This window comes from Streptomyces sp. NPDC090741, from assembly GCF_044769045.1.
Lineage (GTDB): Bacteria > Actinomycetota > Actinomycetes > Streptomycetales > Streptomycetaceae > Streptomyces.
Window position 1 is genome coordinate 36,792 of the sequence record NZ_JBIVXF010000026.1, and the last position, 15,306, is coordinate 52,097.

Annotated in this window: 15 protein-coding genes and 2 pseudogenes; 8 read left to right on the forward strand and 9 right to left on the reverse strand. The window is 69.7% G+C overall.

What is annotated here, in order from left to right; genetic code table 11:
* Nucleotides 1-14: 14 nt before the first annotated feature.
* The gene (locus tag ACIQU4_RS40295; RefSeq protein ID WP_403742240.1) at nt 15-959 is read right to left on the reverse strand and encodes a LysR family transcriptional regulator; all 945 of its coding nucleotides are present in this window, start codon (nt 957-959) and stop codon (nt 15-17) included.
* Nucleotides 960-1,075: 116 nt separating this feature from the next.
* On the opposite strand from ACIQU4_RS40295, the gene ACIQU4_RS40300 reads away from it, so the two are divergent.
* The 3 genes and pseudogenes from ACIQU4_RS40300 (at nt 1,076) to ACIQU4_RS40310 (ending at nt 3,680) form a co-directional block, all read left to right on the forward strand.
* Nucleotides 1,076-1,888, forward strand: a complete 813-nt coding sequence (locus tag ACIQU4_RS40300; protein WP_403742242.1) for an inositol monophosphatase family protein — start codon at nt 1,076-1,078, stop codon at nt 1,886-1,888.
* Between the two features lie 45 nt (nt 1,889-1,933).
* Nucleotides 1,934-2,581, forward strand: a pseudogene (locus tag ACIQU4_RS40305) (NADPH-dependent F420 reductase); the annotation flags it as partial.
* Nucleotides 2,582-2,747: 166 nt separating this feature from the next.
* The gene (locus tag ACIQU4_RS40310; protein ID WP_403742245.1) at nt 2,748-3,680 is read left to right on the forward strand and encodes a hypothetical protein; all 933 of its coding nucleotides are present in this window, start codon (nt 2,748-2,750) and stop codon (nt 3,678-3,680) included.
* Nucleotides 3,681-4,315: 635 nt separating this feature from the next.
* Here the strand turns inward: ACIQU4_RS40310 and ACIQU4_RS40315 are convergent.
* Together ACIQU4_RS40315 and ACIQU4_RS40320 are read right to left on the reverse strand one after the other, a co-directional pair.
* Nucleotides 4,316-5,938 carry an FG-GAP repeat domain-containing protein gene (locus ACIQU4_RS40315; RefSeq protein WP_403742247.1) on the reverse strand — a complete coding sequence of 541 codons (1,623 nt, stop codon included), beginning with the start codon at nt 5,936-5,938 and terminating at the stop codon, nt 4,316-4,318.
* A 369-nt stretch (nt 5,939-6,307) separates the two neighbouring features.
* A complete protein-coding gene (locus ACIQU4_RS40320) occupies nt 6,308-6,688 on the reverse strand; it encodes a hypothetical protein (protein WP_403742250.1) in 381 nt (126 codons plus the stop codon).
* 125 nt (nt 6,689-6,813) lie between these two features.
* Between ACIQU4_RS40320 and ACIQU4_RS40325 the strand changes: the two genes are divergently transcribed.
* Nucleotides 6,814-7,221 (forward strand): SDR family NAD(P)-dependent oxidoreductase, encoded by a 408-nt coding sequence (locus ACIQU4_RS40325; protein ID WP_403742253.1) that lies wholly within the window; start codon nt 6,814-6,816, stop codon nt 7,219-7,221.
* Nucleotides 7,222-7,287: 66 nt separating this feature from the next.
* Here ACIQU4_RS40325 and ACIQU4_RS40330 read toward each other — a convergent pair whose 3' ends face one another.
* Nucleotides 7,288-7,899 carry a hypothetical protein gene (locus ACIQU4_RS40330; protein WP_403742255.1) on the reverse strand — a complete coding sequence of 204 codons (612 nt, stop codon included), beginning with the start codon at nt 7,897-7,899 and terminating at the stop codon, nt 7,288-7,290.
* 106 nt (nt 7,900-8,005) lie between these two features.
* Between ACIQU4_RS40330 and ACIQU4_RS40335 the strand changes: the two genes are divergently transcribed.
* Nucleotides 8,006-8,146 (forward strand): hypothetical protein, encoded by a 141-nt coding sequence (locus tag ACIQU4_RS40335; protein WP_403742259.1) that lies wholly within the window; start codon nt 8,006-8,008, stop codon nt 8,144-8,146.
* Nucleotides 8,147-8,427: 281 nt separating this feature from the next.
* On the opposite strand, the gene ACIQU4_RS40340 is transcribed toward ACIQU4_RS40335, so the two are convergent.
* The 3 genes from ACIQU4_RS40340 to ACIQU4_RS40350 form a co-directional block, all read right to left on the reverse strand.
* The gene (locus ACIQU4_RS40340; RefSeq protein WP_403742262.1) at nt 8,428-8,637 is read right to left on the reverse strand and encodes a hypothetical protein; all 210 of its coding nucleotides are present in this window, start codon (nt 8,635-8,637) and stop codon (nt 8,428-8,430) included.
* Between the two features lie 51 nt (nt 8,638-8,688).
* Nucleotides 8,689-9,702, reverse strand: a complete 1,014-nt coding sequence (locus tag ACIQU4_RS40345; RefSeq protein WP_403742264.1) for a hypothetical protein — start codon at nt 9,700-9,702, stop codon at nt 8,689-8,691.
* A gap of 186 nt (nt 9,703-9,888) precedes the next feature.
* Complete coding sequence (locus ACIQU4_RS40350; RefSeq protein WP_403742267.1) at nt 9,889-11,091, reverse strand: MFS transporter; 1,203 nt, start codon at nt 11,089-11,091, stop codon at nt 9,889-9,891.
* Between the two features lie 56 nt (nt 11,092-11,147).
* Here ACIQU4_RS40350 and ACIQU4_RS40355 point away from each other — a divergent pair, with 56 nt between their 5' ends.
* Entirely contained in the window at nt 11,148-11,726 is a 579-nt protein-coding gene (locus ACIQU4_RS40355) for a CGNR zinc finger domain-containing protein (RefSeq protein ID WP_403742270.1), read from the forward strand.
* Between the two features lie 836 nt (nt 11,727-12,562).
* Here the strand turns inward: ACIQU4_RS40355 and ACIQU4_RS40360 are convergent.
* Entirely contained in the window at nt 12,563-12,988 is a 426-nt protein-coding gene (locus ACIQU4_RS40360) for an HIT family protein (RefSeq protein ID WP_403742273.1), read from the reverse strand.
* 402 nt (nt 12,989-13,390) lie between these two features.
* On the opposite strand from ACIQU4_RS40360, the pseudogene ACIQU4_RS40365 reads away from it, so the two are divergent.
* Together ACIQU4_RS40365 and ACIQU4_RS40370 are read left to right on the forward strand one after the other, a co-directional pair.
* A pseudogene (locus tag ACIQU4_RS40365) lies at nt 13,391-13,585 on the forward strand (hypothetical protein); the annotation flags it as partial.
* A 115-nt stretch (nt 13,586-13,700) separates the two neighbouring features.
* Nucleotides 13,701-13,982 (forward strand): hypothetical protein, encoded by a 282-nt coding sequence (locus ACIQU4_RS40370; RefSeq protein WP_403742333.1) that lies wholly within the window; start codon nt 13,701-13,703, stop codon nt 13,980-13,982.
* A 363-nt stretch (nt 13,983-14,345) separates the two neighbouring features.
* Here ACIQU4_RS40370 and ACIQU4_RS40375 read toward each other — a convergent pair whose 3' ends face one another.
* Nucleotides 14,346-14,897 carry a YceI family protein gene (locus tag ACIQU4_RS40375; RefSeq protein ID WP_403742276.1) on the reverse strand — a complete coding sequence of 184 codons (552 nt, stop codon included), beginning with the start codon at nt 14,895-14,897 and terminating at the stop codon, nt 14,346-14,348.
* Nucleotides 14,898-15,306: the final 409 nt, after the last annotated feature.

Here is a 15,306-nt window from a genome sequence, read left to right on the forward strand (position 1 = left end):
CCCGGGTGTATCCGTCACTTCCCGGTCCGGTTGGTGAGGGGCTGTTGGGAGGCGGTCGGTGGTGGGAATAGTGCCCGGACGGTTTCGGTGGCCAGGTCTCGCAGCCAGGTGTGGGCGCGGTCGTTGTCGTAGCGCTGGTGCCACAGCAGGTACAGGGGGACGTCGGGCAGCGGGAGTGGTGGCGGGAGCGTGGCCAGGCCGAGTTGTTCCCGGGCCGTGCGGGTGACCGCGTCGGGGAGGGTGACGACCAGGTCGGTGTCGAGCGCGAGTTGCAGGGCGAAGGCGGCGGCGGGCCCGGCGGCGACGACGCGTCGTTCGAGGCCGCGTGTGCTCAGGGCGTCGTCGATCGGGTCGCGCAGGCTTCCGCGGCGCGAAACGGTGAGGTGTTCGGCGGCTGCGTAGCGTTCGACGCTCAGCGGGCCTTCGGTGAGCGGGTGGCCCGGTCGGACGGCGACGACGAGCCGGTCCTTGCCGACGAGGCGGTGGCGGATGTCGGGGAGCGTCGGAGCGCTGGAGCTCGATTCGAGGTCGACCTCGCCCCGGCGCAGCTCGGCGTCGTCCGTGCCGGGTTCGGCGGACAGGCGCAGCCGGACACCGGGGGCCTGGCGGTGGACGGCTGTGATCAGGGCGGTGCCGGAGGCCGCGGTCAGGGCGTCGTGCCAGCGCACGGTGAACACCCGGTCGAGTGCCGCCAGGTCGAGTTCCTGCTGCGCGGAGAGGAGTTGGTGGGCCTGCTGCACGAGGGCGTGCACCTGGGCGCGCATGGCCAGGGCCCGGGTGGTGGGGACCATGGTGCGGCCGGTGCGGACCAGGATCTGGTCACCGGTGGCCTTGCGGATGCGGCCCAGGGAGCGGCTCATCGCCGGTGCGGTGACGTGGAGGCGTGCTGCCGCGCCGGCGACGCTGCCCTCTTCCAGCAGGGCGTCCAGGGCTGTGAGCAGGTTCAGATCCAGTTGCATGGCAGTAACTCTACAAGTGACAAGCATGCACTTGTTGTTAATGATCGGGCGGCCTACCTTCGAAGTGCGGGGCGAGACAACCGCCCCGCTTCTACCGATTCCCCAGGGAGCCCACCATGAGCACAGCCATGCCTTTCGACGCCGACGCGACGCTCCTGTCCGACGTGATCGCCGCAGTGAAGGCCTCCGGCGTCACGCTGCGCGACCGCTATACCTCGCACGCCCGGGGCGTGAGCCTGGACGAGGTCGTCGGCGAGATCCACGCCAACGACGACGCGGTGCTGGACGTGCTGCGGGAACCCCTGTTGCGGGCCCGGCAGGGGTCGCAGTGGGCCGAGGACGAGCTGGCCGGCGGCGCGCTCCCGCCCGGGGAGTGGTGGGTCGTCGACCCCGCCGAGGGCAACATCAACCACGTCCACGGCATGGACGACTGGGCCGTAACCGCCACCCTGGTCCGCGACAACCTGCCGGTACTCACCGTCGTCCACCTGCCACTGACCGGCGACACCTACACCGCGGTCGCCGGCGGCGGTGCCCGCCTCAACGACCGGCCCCTGAAGGTGTCCGCCAAGACCGACCTGGGCGCCGCCCTCATCGGCACCGGTCAGGCCAAGCCCGGCGAGGACGAGCGCACCTTCCGGCGGATCGGTGACTCAGTGACCGCCATGCTCATCAACGGCCTGGTCGTGCGCGTGTCCGTTCCCGCCACGATGCAGCTCATCCACGTCGCCGCCGGACGCATGGACGCGTTCTGGCAGTTCTCCGACGTCCGCTCCGGCCTGGTCGCCGGCGCCCTGCTGGTTTCCGAGGCCGGAGGCACCGTCACCGACCTGGCGGGCGAACCCTGGAGCACCGGCAGCCGCGACTTCCTGGCCGCCGCCCCCGGCCTCCACGCCGCCGCCCTCAAGGTCCTCTCGACCATCGCCTGACCGGACGTCTCCGCCCTTCCCACCCGATACCGCAAGGAGCATCACCGCATGACCAACATCGGCATCCTGGGCGCCGGCCGCGTCGGCACCAACCTCGCCCGAAAGCTCTCCGCAGCCGGACACCACGTCACCCTCGGCACCCGGAACCCCGAAAACACCGCCGCCCGTACCACCGGACTCGCCCCGCGGATCGCCTTCGCCGACCAGCGCACCACGGCCCGCACCACGGACATCGTGATCAACGCAACGCCCGGCGACAGCTCCCTGGACCGCCTCACCGACCTGAACACCGAACTCGCCGGCAAGATCCTCATCGATGTCTCCAACCCCGCCCAAGACGGCGCTGACGGCCTGCCGGGCGACCTGTGCTATCCCGGCAGCAGCCTCGCCGAGAAGCTCCAGGCCGCGCTCCCCGACACCCATGTGGTCAAGACCCTCAACACCATGCTGTTCATGGTCATGACCGCTCCCGAAGCCCTGGCCACCCCGCCGACCGCCTATCTCTCGGGCGACGACGAACACGCGAAGAAGACCGTCACCGGGCTGCTCGGTGACCTGGGTTGGCAGCCCGAACGGATCGAGGACCTCGGCGGCATCACCACAGCCCGCGCCACCGAGGCCATGATCCTGATCGTGCCCCACATCCTGCGCCGACACGGCTTCAAGCCCTTCGCCGTCTCCCTCGCCCGCTGACCCACCAAGACCGGGTTCAGACCAAATCCGGCTAGCGGGCTCGTGGGAGGCAGCTGGGCTCCGGCACGGACAACGCCCGCTGGGCTGCAACCATCGCATCACCATCGCGTACACCGCGGAGGGCCACCCTGAGCACATCGTCCACTCCGGCGGCTACCGCATCGCCGTGGACACCGACCCGGCCGAGCTGCGCGTCACCTCCCTGCGCCTGCTCAGCCCCGGCACGGACGAGCGCGGCGTGACCCTGGCCTCCTTCGGCTACAGCGCGGCCGGTGACCTCACCGAGGTCGTCAACTCCACTGGCCAGTCGCTGCGCTACGCGTACGGCGCCGGCCACCGCATTACCTCTTGGACCGACCGCAACGGCACGAAGTTCGGCTACGTCTACGACCGGCACGGGCGTGTGCTGCGGACCGTCGGCTCGGACGGCATGATGACCGGCCGCCTCCACTACGACGACGCGGCCCGCACCACGGTCTACACCGACTCCCTCGGCAACCGGAGCACCTACGTCTACAACGAGGCGTACAAGGTCGTCGCCGAGACGGACCCCCTGGGCAATACGACGCGCACCGAGTGGGACGAGACCAACCGGCTTCGGCTCGCCGTGACGGACCCCCTCGGCCACGTCACCCGCTACACGTACGACGACTGCGGACGCCTGTTGAGTGTGCAGCGCCCGGACGGCACAACCGGAGCAGCCGCGTACAACGAGCTGGGTCTGCCTGTGGAAGTACGGGAGCCCGACGGTGCGCTGTGGCGTCATACCTACGACGCTCGCGGCAACCGTACGTCGACCGTCGACCCGGCGGGCGCCCGGACCGAGTACGCGTACGACGTCCACGGCCACCTGAACCGCGTCACGGACGAGCTGGGCCACACCACCGCCATCGCCACCAACGATGCCGGTCTTCCCATGGCGGTCACAGATCCGCTCGGCCACACCACGTCCGTCCGCCGCGGCCCCCACGGGCGCGTCACCGCCGTGACCGATCCCCTGGGGCGTACCACGAGGCAGGGCTGGACCATCGACGGCAAGCCCGCGTGGAGGGAGCGGGCGGACGGTACCCGCGAGACCCCATCAGGGCGAAGTGGCTGACGCCGTGAAGGGCGCGTCCCCGGTGGGGATCCGGGCCCGCATCCGCCCCTCGGCGTCCCACGCGTACAGGCCGTGGCGGTTGAGGTGGAAGGCCCGAGCCGGTACGCGTCGCCCACCACGGTGTAGCAGAGCCCGGTGAACGGACTGTTCTCGTAGCGGTGCATCCCTTCCAGCCTCCCCCGCGCCGCGCCCTGCCCGTCGAGCAGCAGGAACGAGAACACCTGCCCGCGGCTGCCCGACCGGTCGGACCGACCGAAGATGGGGACGACCAACAGGTCGTCCCCATCGCCGCCGGGCGGCCCATCCGGCAGTCCGTGTAGTCGAAGCGCGCGCGGTCGTCCGTGGAGACCATCTCCGTCAGCGAGGGGGAGGGCGGAACCCCGGACCGGTCGGCACTGCGCCTGTGGAAGGACTACGTCCACCGGCCCACGCGCGAGCTCTGGCACGACGCCGAGTTCGGCAACGTGCACTGGTACTGCTGCGGCAACCCCCTCGACGGCCGTTCCCTACTCGACGGCGTGATCCGAGCAATGTCGCCTCGCGGAGCCCACGAGCTCCGCGAGATCGTCGAAGAGCTCGACGCCTTCATGGGCCCGCCCGATCCAGCCGCAGACCGCCGAAGACAAAGAACAAGCTCAGATCATGTTCTTGTAGATGTTCCAGCCGATGCCGAACTTCACCCGGGCGGTGAAGGTCGCGGTGCCGGCGTTGCCCGTTGAGGTGTACAGGTACATGTCGCCGTTCGGGAGACGGCCGAGCACATCGCCCTTGCTGTCGCCGTCGATGTCACCCGGCACGACCAGCATGTCGTACACGTTCCAGCCGGTGGCGACCTGCTCCCGGGCGGCGAACGGCGCGGTGGACGTCCCCGTGCCCTTGTAGAGGAACAGCCGGCCGCTGGTGTCCCGGGCGAGCACGTCGGGCCGCCCGTCGCCGGAGTAGTCGCCGGCGCCGACGAGCGCGTCGTAGGCGTTCCAGCCGGTGCCGACCTTGATGCGCGCGCCGAGCTTGGTGTCCACCGCGCCGTCGCCGGGGTGCAGCCACAGCACGCCGGCGGAGTCGCGGCTGAGCAGGTCGCCCTTGCCGTCGCCGGTGAGGTCACCGGGGCCGACCATGAGGGTGTAGTTCCACGTCGTGCTGACCTTCTGACCGCGGATGTACAGGTCGCTGCCGATGTTCTGCACGTAACTGGCGTGGTTGTGGCTGTTGAGACCCGTGGCGTAGGTGTTGCGGGAGCCGGGCGTCTCGGTGCCGACCGCGGTCGGCGGCGTCAGGTAGCCGCCGTTGGCCAGGGCGTAATACTTGGCCAGGGTGTTGTCGGCCTCGGTCATGAGGTTCTGTGACTTGCCGTAGAGCTGCGTGGTGCCGGCACCGACTATGAACTTGTTCCGTTCCCACCCGCTGCCGTAGTAGGTGGGGGCGGCGAACTTGCCGCCGCCGATCGACTTGTAGAAGTACTGCAAGCCGTCGCGGTTGCGGGCGAGCAGGTCGCTGAGGCCGTCGCCGTCGACGTCGTCCGGTCCGCTGATCACGTTGTAGGTGTTCCAGCCGGTGCCGACCTTGACGCGGGGCTTGAGCGGGGCGGTGGCGCTGCCGGCCCCCTTGTGGAACCACAGCTCGCCGCTCAGCGTACGGGTGAGGACGTCGCCGAGGCCGTCGCCGTCGACGTCGCTTGCGCCGACGATCTGGTCGTACATCCCCCAGCCGGAGCCGACCTTGACCCGCGTGTTGAAGGGCTTGCTGACGCTTCCGGTGCCGGTGTACAGCCACAGGTCGCCGGCGTGGTCGCGGGCCAGCAGATCGGGGTGGTGGTCCCCGGTCACGTCACCGGTGGCCACGAGGCGGTCGTACTTCTGCCAGCCACTGCCGGACCACAGGGGTGCGGAGGTGCCTTGCAGGCCGGTCTCGTAGAGCGTGAGAACGCCGTCGAAGGAGAGGGAGAGCAGCTCGGCCTTGGTCGTGCCGCCGACGTCGCCGACCGGCAGCAGGTCCTTGAACGAGGCCTCGGGGTCGGTCTTGTAGATCGCGTAGTCGCTCCAGGACGAGTTCGACGACAGGTAGACGCCCGTGCTCTGGTCGTACTCCATGACGAGCATGTCGCTGATGCCGTCGCCGTCGACGTCGTGCCGCGGCTTGGCGGCGGCCACCCGCGCCGGCTCCGTGGCACGGCCGGGCAGGACGACGCTCGGGTACCCGTTGTCGCGGCGCGGCGCGGCGGCGGAGGCCGACTCCGGATCGAGCCGGGATCGCCCGGACACGTCTTGCTGTGCGCTTGGAGACACGCATCCGTGCGTGAACGGTTCCCCATTCGCTCGCGCAAATCAGAACACCAAAAACACGACCCAGGAGGAGCACCGCGCATACGGCGGCGAAGAGCCCGGCGAGCAGCACGAGCAAAGCGGCCCTCGACCAGCGTTGCGACCGCGTGCCGATGACACACGTACGACCGTCCCCCGGACTCGAATTCCCTCCTTCCGCAGTCTTCGCTGGGTCCGTACATCGAACACGGCGCCGATCAGCAGAAGCGGCACCCACACTGCGGATATGCACCCAAGCCACGTCATGCTGCCTCCCTCGGTCGGCGCAACGGTCGACGGCGAGCATCGACGCGAGAGTCTGATCAAGTGTCAGACGCGCCTGCAGAGTCCGGCGAGTGCGGTTGCGATTGCGATTGCGGTTGCGAGGGCGGCCGGCTGTACCAGGAACGGCGAGTGCGAGCTGTCGAGTTCGAGGACGGTGGTCGGCGCGATGGAGACGGCGCCGATCTCGCGTACGAAGCGACGTTGCAGGGCTGCCGGGATCGGGTTGTCGCTCGGACAGACCACGCAGGTGTGCGGCGCGGTGCCGTACCGGTCGGCAGTCACGGTGAAGGCCTCGGCGGGTATGCCGAGAGGACTGTCGGTGTTGAGCAGGCTGATCGCCGCCGTCGCCGTGGCCTCGTCCACGTCGCCGTAGAAGGTCTCGCGGATTGCCGCGTGGCCGTTGCGGTCGCCGGGGTCGATGCGCACCGCTCCGACGGTGGCCGGGTCGGCCCTCAGGAGGCGGGGCGTCAGCTCGCCCTGATTCTCAGGGACCGAGCTGTAGGCCCCGGAGGGCAGACCGGCGACCGACGGGGGCGAACGCGGCCACGTGCATGAAGATGACTGAACAGGTGCCGGGCCAACTCGGCGGCGGCGGCGGCGGCTCGGACCTCGTGCTGGTCGCCCGTCGCCGAGAACGCCTGGAGGAGCCGGCCGCCGAGCTGAGCGCGCACCACCGGGTCCAGGTGCACGTGCCGGCGATGGATCTGGCCATCGCCGGCCCCGGGCAGGCGCTGGCCCGGCAACTGGACCAGCTCGGCCTGCAGGCCACCAGCGTGATCAACAACGCCGGGTTCGCCGGCTTCGGCCCCTTCCACCAGGCGGATCCGGTACGGCTGCGCCAGGAGATCGCCGTCGACGTGACCGCGGTCGCCGACATCAGCCGCGCCTTCATCGAACAGAGAACCGAGTTCTTCGACGTCGTGGGCACCGACCGGGCCGCCGGCGGAAGTGTCCTCTGACACTGAGCCCGGACCGTTTGCCAGCGAAGATGGACTACATGCTCCTGACCTGGGAGCGGTGGGCTCTTAGGAACCAATGAGTGATCTCTTGACCGCCTCGCTCAGTTCCGCCCTCAGCGGCCTAACCCTCGTTCGCCACCACTCGGCACGCTCGCCCAGCTCGACATGCACCGCGAGCGTTTGGCACAGCAGGTCGATGCGTTCAACGATGCTGATGACGTCGTCAGACCCCAGATGACCGATGTAGTACCGACTTCGATGAAGCTCTGCAAGGACGTCAACGAGGTGCTCGCTACCAGCTTGACGGGCCAGGAAGGCTCGGCGGAACTCTGCCAAGGTGTTCTCAAAGTTCCTGTACTCAGCGCTCCTCGTCTCCACCATCCACCGTCGGTGCTCGGCGTTTCCTTGTTGACCGGCCACCTCGATGGCGCTGCGATGGCTCTCAACCGCGAGCTCCAGAGCCCTCCTGTGGTTCGCCTCTGCGGCCTCATTGGCCTTCTGGTGGTTGGCGTCAACGATCTCCAACGCGGCCCGGTGGCTGGCCTCCGCCACCTCCATTGCAGCTCGATGGTTCGCCTCCGACTGCGTCAGCGCAGTGCGCATCTGCCAACGAGCGATCAGCACACTTGCGGGGATGCTGAGCAGAGCAAACGCTGCGGCAACGCCGGAAAGGTCCATGACAGTTATGGTGCCCGTGCCGCCTGCGTCACCGGTCCAACTTCAATGACAAATAGTCCAGGTCCGTTGTCAGAGGACAGGAAGCTAGCTCGCCGCACCTGCCGACGTGGTCCGCACCGCACTGGCCGCCCTGGGCCGAAGGAACCCGCCGCCCAGCGTCATCGCCGGACGCATGAACCGGGTGACGGCCGTCCTCGCCCGCCGCCTGGCCACCCGGCGACAGGTCGTCCGGGCCATCGCCGGATGACCACCGAGGCGGCGTGAGGATGGGCGGGACGGCTGTCGTTCCGGGCGGCGGACGCGCCGCCGGGATCGGCTGGCAGACCGGCCTGCTGACCGGGCTGGCCGAGGCCGATTGCGACCTGTCGAGCGCGCTGACCGTCGGCCCCGGTGCCACCCTCTCCCCATGGGGCGGCGCCGCACTTCGGCGTCCACTTCACGGCCGGCGGCGCGCAGTTCGCCGACGGCCAGGCCCTGTGCTCGGTGTGCCGACCCCCTGCTCGCTCTGCTGCTCGGGCCGGCGCCGGATCACCTGTCGTCGTCCGAGGGCGGTGGGTGGTCCTCGCGATCGGCTTCGTCCAGTTCTCGCATGCGGCGCTCGACGCCTTCTTTCAGGCTCTCCCCCTCCGACGGCTCTTCGTCCGCCGGGTCCGGACCCGACGAACCGGGCTCGGGCCGACGGATCTTCTGACGCAGTTTGTCCGCGCGGGCCTTGCGCTGCTGAGCGTCATCGCTCACGACGACCTCCCTGACGGAGCGGCCGACGGCGGTGTGCGGGTTCGGCCACCCTCACTTCCCCGTCCCCTTCCCTTTGCCCTTCCCCTTCCAGGCCTTTGCGGCGGGGTTCGAGGCCTTCAGGCTCTCGATCTGGACGCGCCACGCTTCGGCCCGGGCGTTGGTGGACTCCTTGGCCCGCGCCGTAAGTGCCTTCGCGGCGCTGTACGACTTGGAGGCCGGACCGCTGGCGGCGAGGCGGCTGACGGTCTTGGTCTTGGCATCGATGGCCGCGCGGAGGCTGCCGCTGCCGGTCAGGCTTCCCAGGCTGCGGAACGTCGGTTCGTTACCCTTGAACCAGGTCTGCTGCCACCACTCGTCCAAGACCGGCTCGCGCCAGCTGATGTATCCGCCGCGCAGCACCTGCCTGGGCTTCTTGATGTGACCGCCGAAGCTGTAGCGGGCACCCTCGACAGGGACCGGATCATAGAATCTCGGCGTGAAGAAATCCGAGACGAGCATGCCGTTGATGGTGTAGCCGAACTCCTCGGCCTCCGAAGGGTCGGAGACCTCCACCAGAAACTCCACCATGCCCTGGTCCGGGTGGGGAGACTTGCCGGCCACCAGACGATTCCCGAACGGGTCGGCGCACATCTCCAGCATTTCGTGGCTCGCCGTCAGCGACCAGCTCGCGCCGAACTCGATCAGGGAGAACGGCTGTCCGTTCTCATCCGTGTGGTACCCGGCCGCGTCGGGGACGTCGTCGACCACGATCAGCGGCCAGTACCCGACGGGAACGTCCTCAAGTCTGTCGAAGGCGTCCACGGTCGCGTTGACGTCCCAGAGGGGCCCGAAATCGCGGGTCGCCTGCTTCTGCAGGGCAGCGGCCACCCGGGTGAGCTGCGAGGGGCTGATCTGGTTGGTTCGAGTCTCTGACACGAGGGCGAGCTGGACGATCAACATGGACGTTTGCTGCCTTTCCCTTTGTGACAACGGCGACTGCCGGACGCCACGAGCTTCACCGAGGGGCGGCCAGATCATGCGCACGCGCGTCCGGAAGTGTGCGTATGCCAGTCGAACGATGGACACTCATCCACCAGCTGCCGCTGGTGCCACCCTGTGAGCCCACCAGCCGCATAATCGTTCCGTCAGCGGCGCGCAGCCACTGCCTCTTGCGTCCTCATTCCGGCCAGGGCCACGCAGCGGATCCCGCCGCAGACGAGCCATCTCGTTCGACAGTTGGCCAGTGAGCGGGAGCAGCGAAGGTAGAGCGGGTCATCGAAGGTTGACCGATCGTTCAGGGCCGGCCGTGGTAGCCGACGGGATCGCGGAGAAAGCCAGGGCCGCGAGGGCCGCCACACTGGCTGCGAGTGCCAAGGCACCTGGGAGGGACCAGATCACGACCGATCCGGCGATCGCCGCCCCCGAGGCGAATCCGGTGATCTTCAGGCTGGCGCCGGTGGTGAAGATCTGGCCGCGCAGGTGTTCTGGGGCCTCCCGGTGACGGATGGCGAACAAGGCGGCCAGTTGGGGGCCTTCACCGATCCCCGCCATGAGTACGGCCACGATGAGCACGACGGGTTGACTCCACGTGGCCAAGGCCAGCGCGACAGCCTGGACGAGGGCGCTGGCCCAGATGATCGTGTCGGGGGCGACCGAACGCGGGAACTGGGCGAGTACGGCGTTGGCCAGCAGTGCGGAGACCGCCGTACAGGAGAGCAGCACCGCGCCGCGGCCGGCTCCGCCCAGGACACGCTCGCCCAGGAGCGGGACGCACGCCGTCAGCATGCCCTGAGCGACACAGGAGACGACCGAGGTGAGGGTCGCTCGGGCCAGGGACGGCCTTCCGACGATGACCCGCAGTCCGGCAGCAAGGTCGCTGATCACCAAGGTTGTCCGAGCGCCCCGCGCTCGATCGGGACGGGCGGGCAGCATCCACGCGGCGGGCAGTGCCGGGGCGATGAGCATCATGGAGACCACCACGGCCGTCGGTGCTCCCAGCGCCTCCGCCACTGCGCCGGCGAGAGCCGGACCGGCCAGACTCGCCACGCTGAACGTCATGGAGTCGAGCGCGTTCGCCCGGGGCAGATGGTCGCCGTCTACCAGGCGGGGCAGTTGGGCCGTCCATCCGCCCGACAGGGCGGGCCCCAGCAGCCCCGTCACCATGGCGATCAGGATGGTGACGGTGAACGGCAACGAACTGAGGCCCACGAGAATGGTCCCCAGCCCCGCCGCATACATGACGAGGGCCCCGGCCAGCAGGCGTCCCGGCCGTGCTGCTCTGTCGAGGAGCGTCCCGAGCACCGGCCCCCCTACGGCTGCGGAGATCGTGATGCCCGCGAGCAGCGACGACGCCTCGATGGTCGATCCGGCCAGGGCGAATCCTGCCAGCATCAGCGCCGGTCCTGACATCTCGTCCCCGGCACGAGCCAGCACTGCTCCGGCGAGATACAGGCGGAGTGAGTAACGGTTTTCCATTGCCGAGACGTTACGGAGGTAACTCAAAACTCAGCAAGGTGCGTTACATTCCGTCTGTGTCCACCAACAGCGACGACTGGTCCACCCGGCACTCTGTGCTGACCACGGCTCAGCGGACCGCAGCCCTGATCAACGCCCTCGCCGGCGACTGCCCCGACCCGGCGGAAGTCGCCGCCGTGCTGCGCGCATACGGTGAGCCAGACCCCATCGACCTCACCGCCCGCGATGTCGCCGGGATGCGCGCAGCCGCCGCCTTGCTCCGGCAGGTCTTCGCCGCCGAGCACGCCGATGGCGCCGCGGCCGGCCTCAACCGTCTCCTGCAGGAACACACCGGACCGCTGCGCCTGACCTCACACGACGGCAGCGCCCCCTGGCATCCCCACCTCGACCACGACGACGACGCGCCCTGGGACGAGTGGCTCCTGGCCTCGTCCTGCATGGCCCTGACCGTCCTCGTCTGGGACCGCCAGCGCCCGCCCGGCAGGATCTGCGCCTCACCCAGCTGCCAGAACGTCTTCATCACGCAGGGCAGCGGCCCGGAGCGCCGCTACTGCTCCCGGCGATGCGCAACCCGGGAACGAGTCGCATCCCATCGGCGCTCGCGCTCCACCGAGCAGTCGAGCGGGATCACGTAGGGCGCGCGGGCGCGGGCGCGCGCCCAGCCGTCAGTTGGCGTCGGCGCGGCGAGCGCGGGCGGGTTCGTCGGCCTGACCGGGGTGCAGGAGACGTACGGCCGCGGCGACTACCGGGTGCGGGCGCTCTCGATGGGGTGGACGTCGGCTTCGCGGCGGGTGGTGCACACATTCCGTGAGGGCAGTGGACGCAGTGGACGAGTCTCTTCTGATCGGCAGACTGGAGCGATGCGGATGGAGAACGTCGTCAGGGTCCGGGCCGGCCGGCTCGCCGCGACGGTCGGTGCAGTCGTTGCCGCTCCGGTCCTGCTCGTGGCCGGGGCTCCTTTGCGCCGCCGCGCCGCCGCATGTTGCTTCGTTACTACCGCGAGGACGGTCCGGGTCTCGCGGGCAAAGAAGACGGTTGGGTGAGCCCGGGGTACTTCCTCGTCACCAACGTCGTCGTTCGAGCCCTCTGCCGGCCGTCGGAGTACGTACTCCGACGGCTTCTTCGTCCTGCCTGAGCAGGGCCGTCAGAGGGCGGCGGTGAGGAGTACCCGTTTGCGGAGGAGCGGGAGTTCGGCGCGGCCGAACATCTGGCGCCCGGCGGTGACGTCCGAATTCGCGGGGCGCCGGGAGCACTGGCAGGAGCTGCAGGAGCACATGACGGACCTGTTGAACTCGGGTCCCGCGGAGCCGCGGTAGCCCTTCGGCAGTGCCCCGGTGGTATGCCGGGGCCCGCCCTGCGGGGACACCTCCCCAGCCGAACGGTGGCGGGAAAGACGTCGTTCTCGACGGCAGGCTGCTGTCACACCCGGCCCACGAGGACAAGCCGCTGCCGTCGGAACTCGGGTTGTGGCTCAGCTTCTGTGCTCGTGCCAGGGAGCCAAGACGTCGGCAAGTCGCTGCCCCGGGTCGCCGGTGACGTGGCGGGCAGATCGCCCGGACGGCCAGGTTGAGATGCCGTCGTCCGCCCACCGCGGAACGACGTGGAAGTGAAGGTGGAGCACCGACTGCTCCGACCCCGGGCCGCTGGCGCTCAGGATGTTCACCCCGGAGGCGTTCAAGGCGGTCCGCATGGCCCCGGCCACCCGCTGGACCAGCGCCATCGTCGCGGCGAGAACATCGGGCGGAGTGTCGAAGACGTCCGCGTAGTGGAGCGTCGGCACGACGAGAGTGTGGCCCGGTGCCAGAGGGTCCAACGGAGTGAATGCGCAGGCCACGGATCCGCGCGCAACCCACCGGGCAGTCTCTTCGCCGATGAGCCGGCAGAAAGTGCAATCCATGAGGATCGACCCTGCCACAGACGGGCGTGAACAAGGTCCGGCGACGATCCGGATGGAGCACGACACGTATGCCCGGATGCTCGCCGCTCGGTGAGGTCCAGCCCTCGTCCGCGAGCCCTGATCCGCCCGGTGGGCAGGACGGGACAGGGCTCGGGGCGTCTCTGGGACAGCGTGGGAAGCGGCCTTCACAGGGCCCGGAAGGCCGGGTGCGACACGTCACCAGCCCTTCCCGCCCCGTTGAGAAGGCCGGGAAGGCCCTGCGGAGGGGGCGGCGGAGGCCGGAAGCGGGGTGTTAGTTTTCGGCTCGCCGCCCTCCAGCCGCACGATCCGGCCGCTCGATCCGGCCATGCTCCACAAGGGGATCCCACTCATGAAGCGCACTTGAGCGCACTCACCACCAGCGTGACCACGGCGTCCGCCGCGTCGCCGGTCTGCACGCAGGGCTTCGGTTACGTCGACGCGGCCGGTTACGCCACCGGGGTCCCGGTCAGCGATTCCGGCAGCAACTACTGCAGCCCGCGCTCGGGCAACACCGGCAACGGCGTCCGCGAACTCCAGAAGACCCTGAACGGGTGCCACTTCGACGGCGTGACCTACCTCGAAGAGGACGGCCGGTTCGGCCCCGCCACCACCAAGGCCCTCAAGCGGGCGCGCCGCGGCGGGCCCCGCCGCGAAGACATGGAAGGGGAAGACCGGCGCCAACGGCTGGCAGGTGCTCGCCTCGGCTCCGGTCCACCGGGTCGAAGGCACGGGCGGGGTGCACTTCTCGGCGGTCGCCGGGGACGTGGCGACCGTGCTCACCCATGTGGTGCGCCGCTTCCACTACGAAATCGACGCGCTGCGCGACGGCGAGGTCACCGGGCACACGTCGCACCGCGAGGTGACAGCCCCGTACGAGAGCAACCACCTCTCGGGCACCGCGATCGCGATCCGCCCGCTGCGCTACCCGCTCGGCGCCCAGGACGGGCTCCTCCGCACGAGCCGGTGGTGGTGAGGGACATCCTGGCCGACTTGGAGGGCGTGGTTCAGTGGGGCGGGGACTCCACGCCCGCCAAGGAGTCCCATTTCGGGATCGCGGTCCGCCCTGGCGACTCCCGGCGGAGGCAGGTCGCGTCGAAGATCCGGGGCCGGGACGCCACCCCGGGGCGTGGGTGCGGGCGCCACCGATGCGCCGGCCCCTGGCCGCCTCAAGGCGGCCAAGGCCCTCGCCACCGGCCGGAGCTGACGGCTGGAGCTGACGGGCGGGTCTCACTGCGGGAGCTGGGCGCCGCGCGCGGGTACGGATCCGCGCGCGGCGCATGGTCACTTCCCCGTGTGGTGGCGCCGCCGACCTGGTGCGCCGGCCGGTCAGGCGCTGCTAGCCCTGCTTGATCGCGGAGATGTCGAACTCCAGGACGACCTTGTCGCCGACCAGGACTCCGCCGCCTTCCAGGGCCGCGTTCCAGGTGATGCCGAAATCCTTGCGGGAGACGGTCACCGATCCTTCCAGGCCGACCCGCAGGTTGCCGTAGGGGTCGACGGCATTGCCGGTGTACTCGAAGTCGACGGTGACCGGGCGGGTGGTGTCCTTGATGGTCAGGTCGCCGGTGACGCGGTATTCGGAATCCGAGCGAGGCTCGACCGAGGTGCTGCGGAAGGTGATGTCGGGGAAGCTGGGAGCGTCCAGGAAGTCGTTGGTGCGCAGGTGCTGGTCGCGCTGCTCGACGCCGGTGTCGATGCTCTCGGTCTTGATCACCACTTGGGCGGTGGATCGGGCCGGATCGGCGCCGTCCAGGTGGGCGGTGCCCTCGAACTGGTGAAACGCGCCGCGGACCTTGGTCACCATGGCGTGGCGGGCGACGAAGCCGATCCGGGTGTGGGCGGGGTCGAGGACGTAGTCCCCGGTGAGTTCGGGGATTGCGACGGTCATGGTGAGACGCCTCCGAAAGACCGGGATCCTGGCGGTATGCCCGGATCGTTCCGAACCCACACTAGGGCGCGACCGTTGCCCGTCCCGGCCGGACGCACGGGGCCGCGACGGAGTGCACTCTGACAGCGACCTCGGGCCATCGGGCAACCGCCGGCCGAGCAGGCCGGCTGCCGAAGCCCCAATTGCGGCCGGGTGGCCCGCGATGACGAGCGCGGCGGCGGCGGCCGTGACGAGATCGGGGAAGCGGTCCTGGACCAAGGCGCCGCGCCGGGTCTGGATCCATACCCGGCCGTCGTGCGCGGCCGGCCGGCCGACGATCGGCTCGGTCTCATGAGCCGCATGCGCGCCGCCAGGGAGCAGGATCATGTGGATTGCCGCTGCCCGTGCCGCGCCGGCGTCTGCGCGGCGG

Bases quoted from the DNA above. Each gene is read 5' to 3' on its own strand.
- ACIQU4_RS40295 (WP_403742240.1), bottom strand. From the start codon at position 959: ATGCAACTGGATCTGAACCTGCTCACAGCCCTGGACGCCCTGCTGGAA.
- ACIQU4_RS40300 (WP_403742242.1), top strand. From the start codon at position 1,076: ATGAGCACAGCCATGCCTTTCGACGCCGACGCGACGCTCCTGTCCGAC.
- ACIQU4_RS40325 (WP_403742253.1), top strand. From the start codon at position 6,814: ATGAAGATGACTGAACAGGTGCCGGGCCAACTCGGCGGCGGCGGCGGC.
- ACIQU4_RS40330 (WP_403742255.1), bottom strand. From the start codon at position 7,899: ATGGACCTTTCCGGCGTTGCCGCAGCGTTTGCTCTGCTCAGCATCCCC.
- ACIQU4_RS40350 (WP_403742267.1), bottom strand. From the start codon at position 11,091: ATGGAAAACCGTTACTCACTCCGCCTGTATCTCGCCGGAGCAGTGCTG.
- ACIQU4_RS40360 (WP_403742273.1), bottom strand. From the start codon at position 12,988: ATGGATTGCACTTTCTGCCGGCTCATCGGCGAAGAGACTGCCCGGTGG.
- ACIQU4_RS40375 (WP_403742276.1), bottom strand. From the start codon at position 14,897: ATGACCGTCGCAATCCCCGAACTCACCGGGGACTACGTCCTCGACCCC.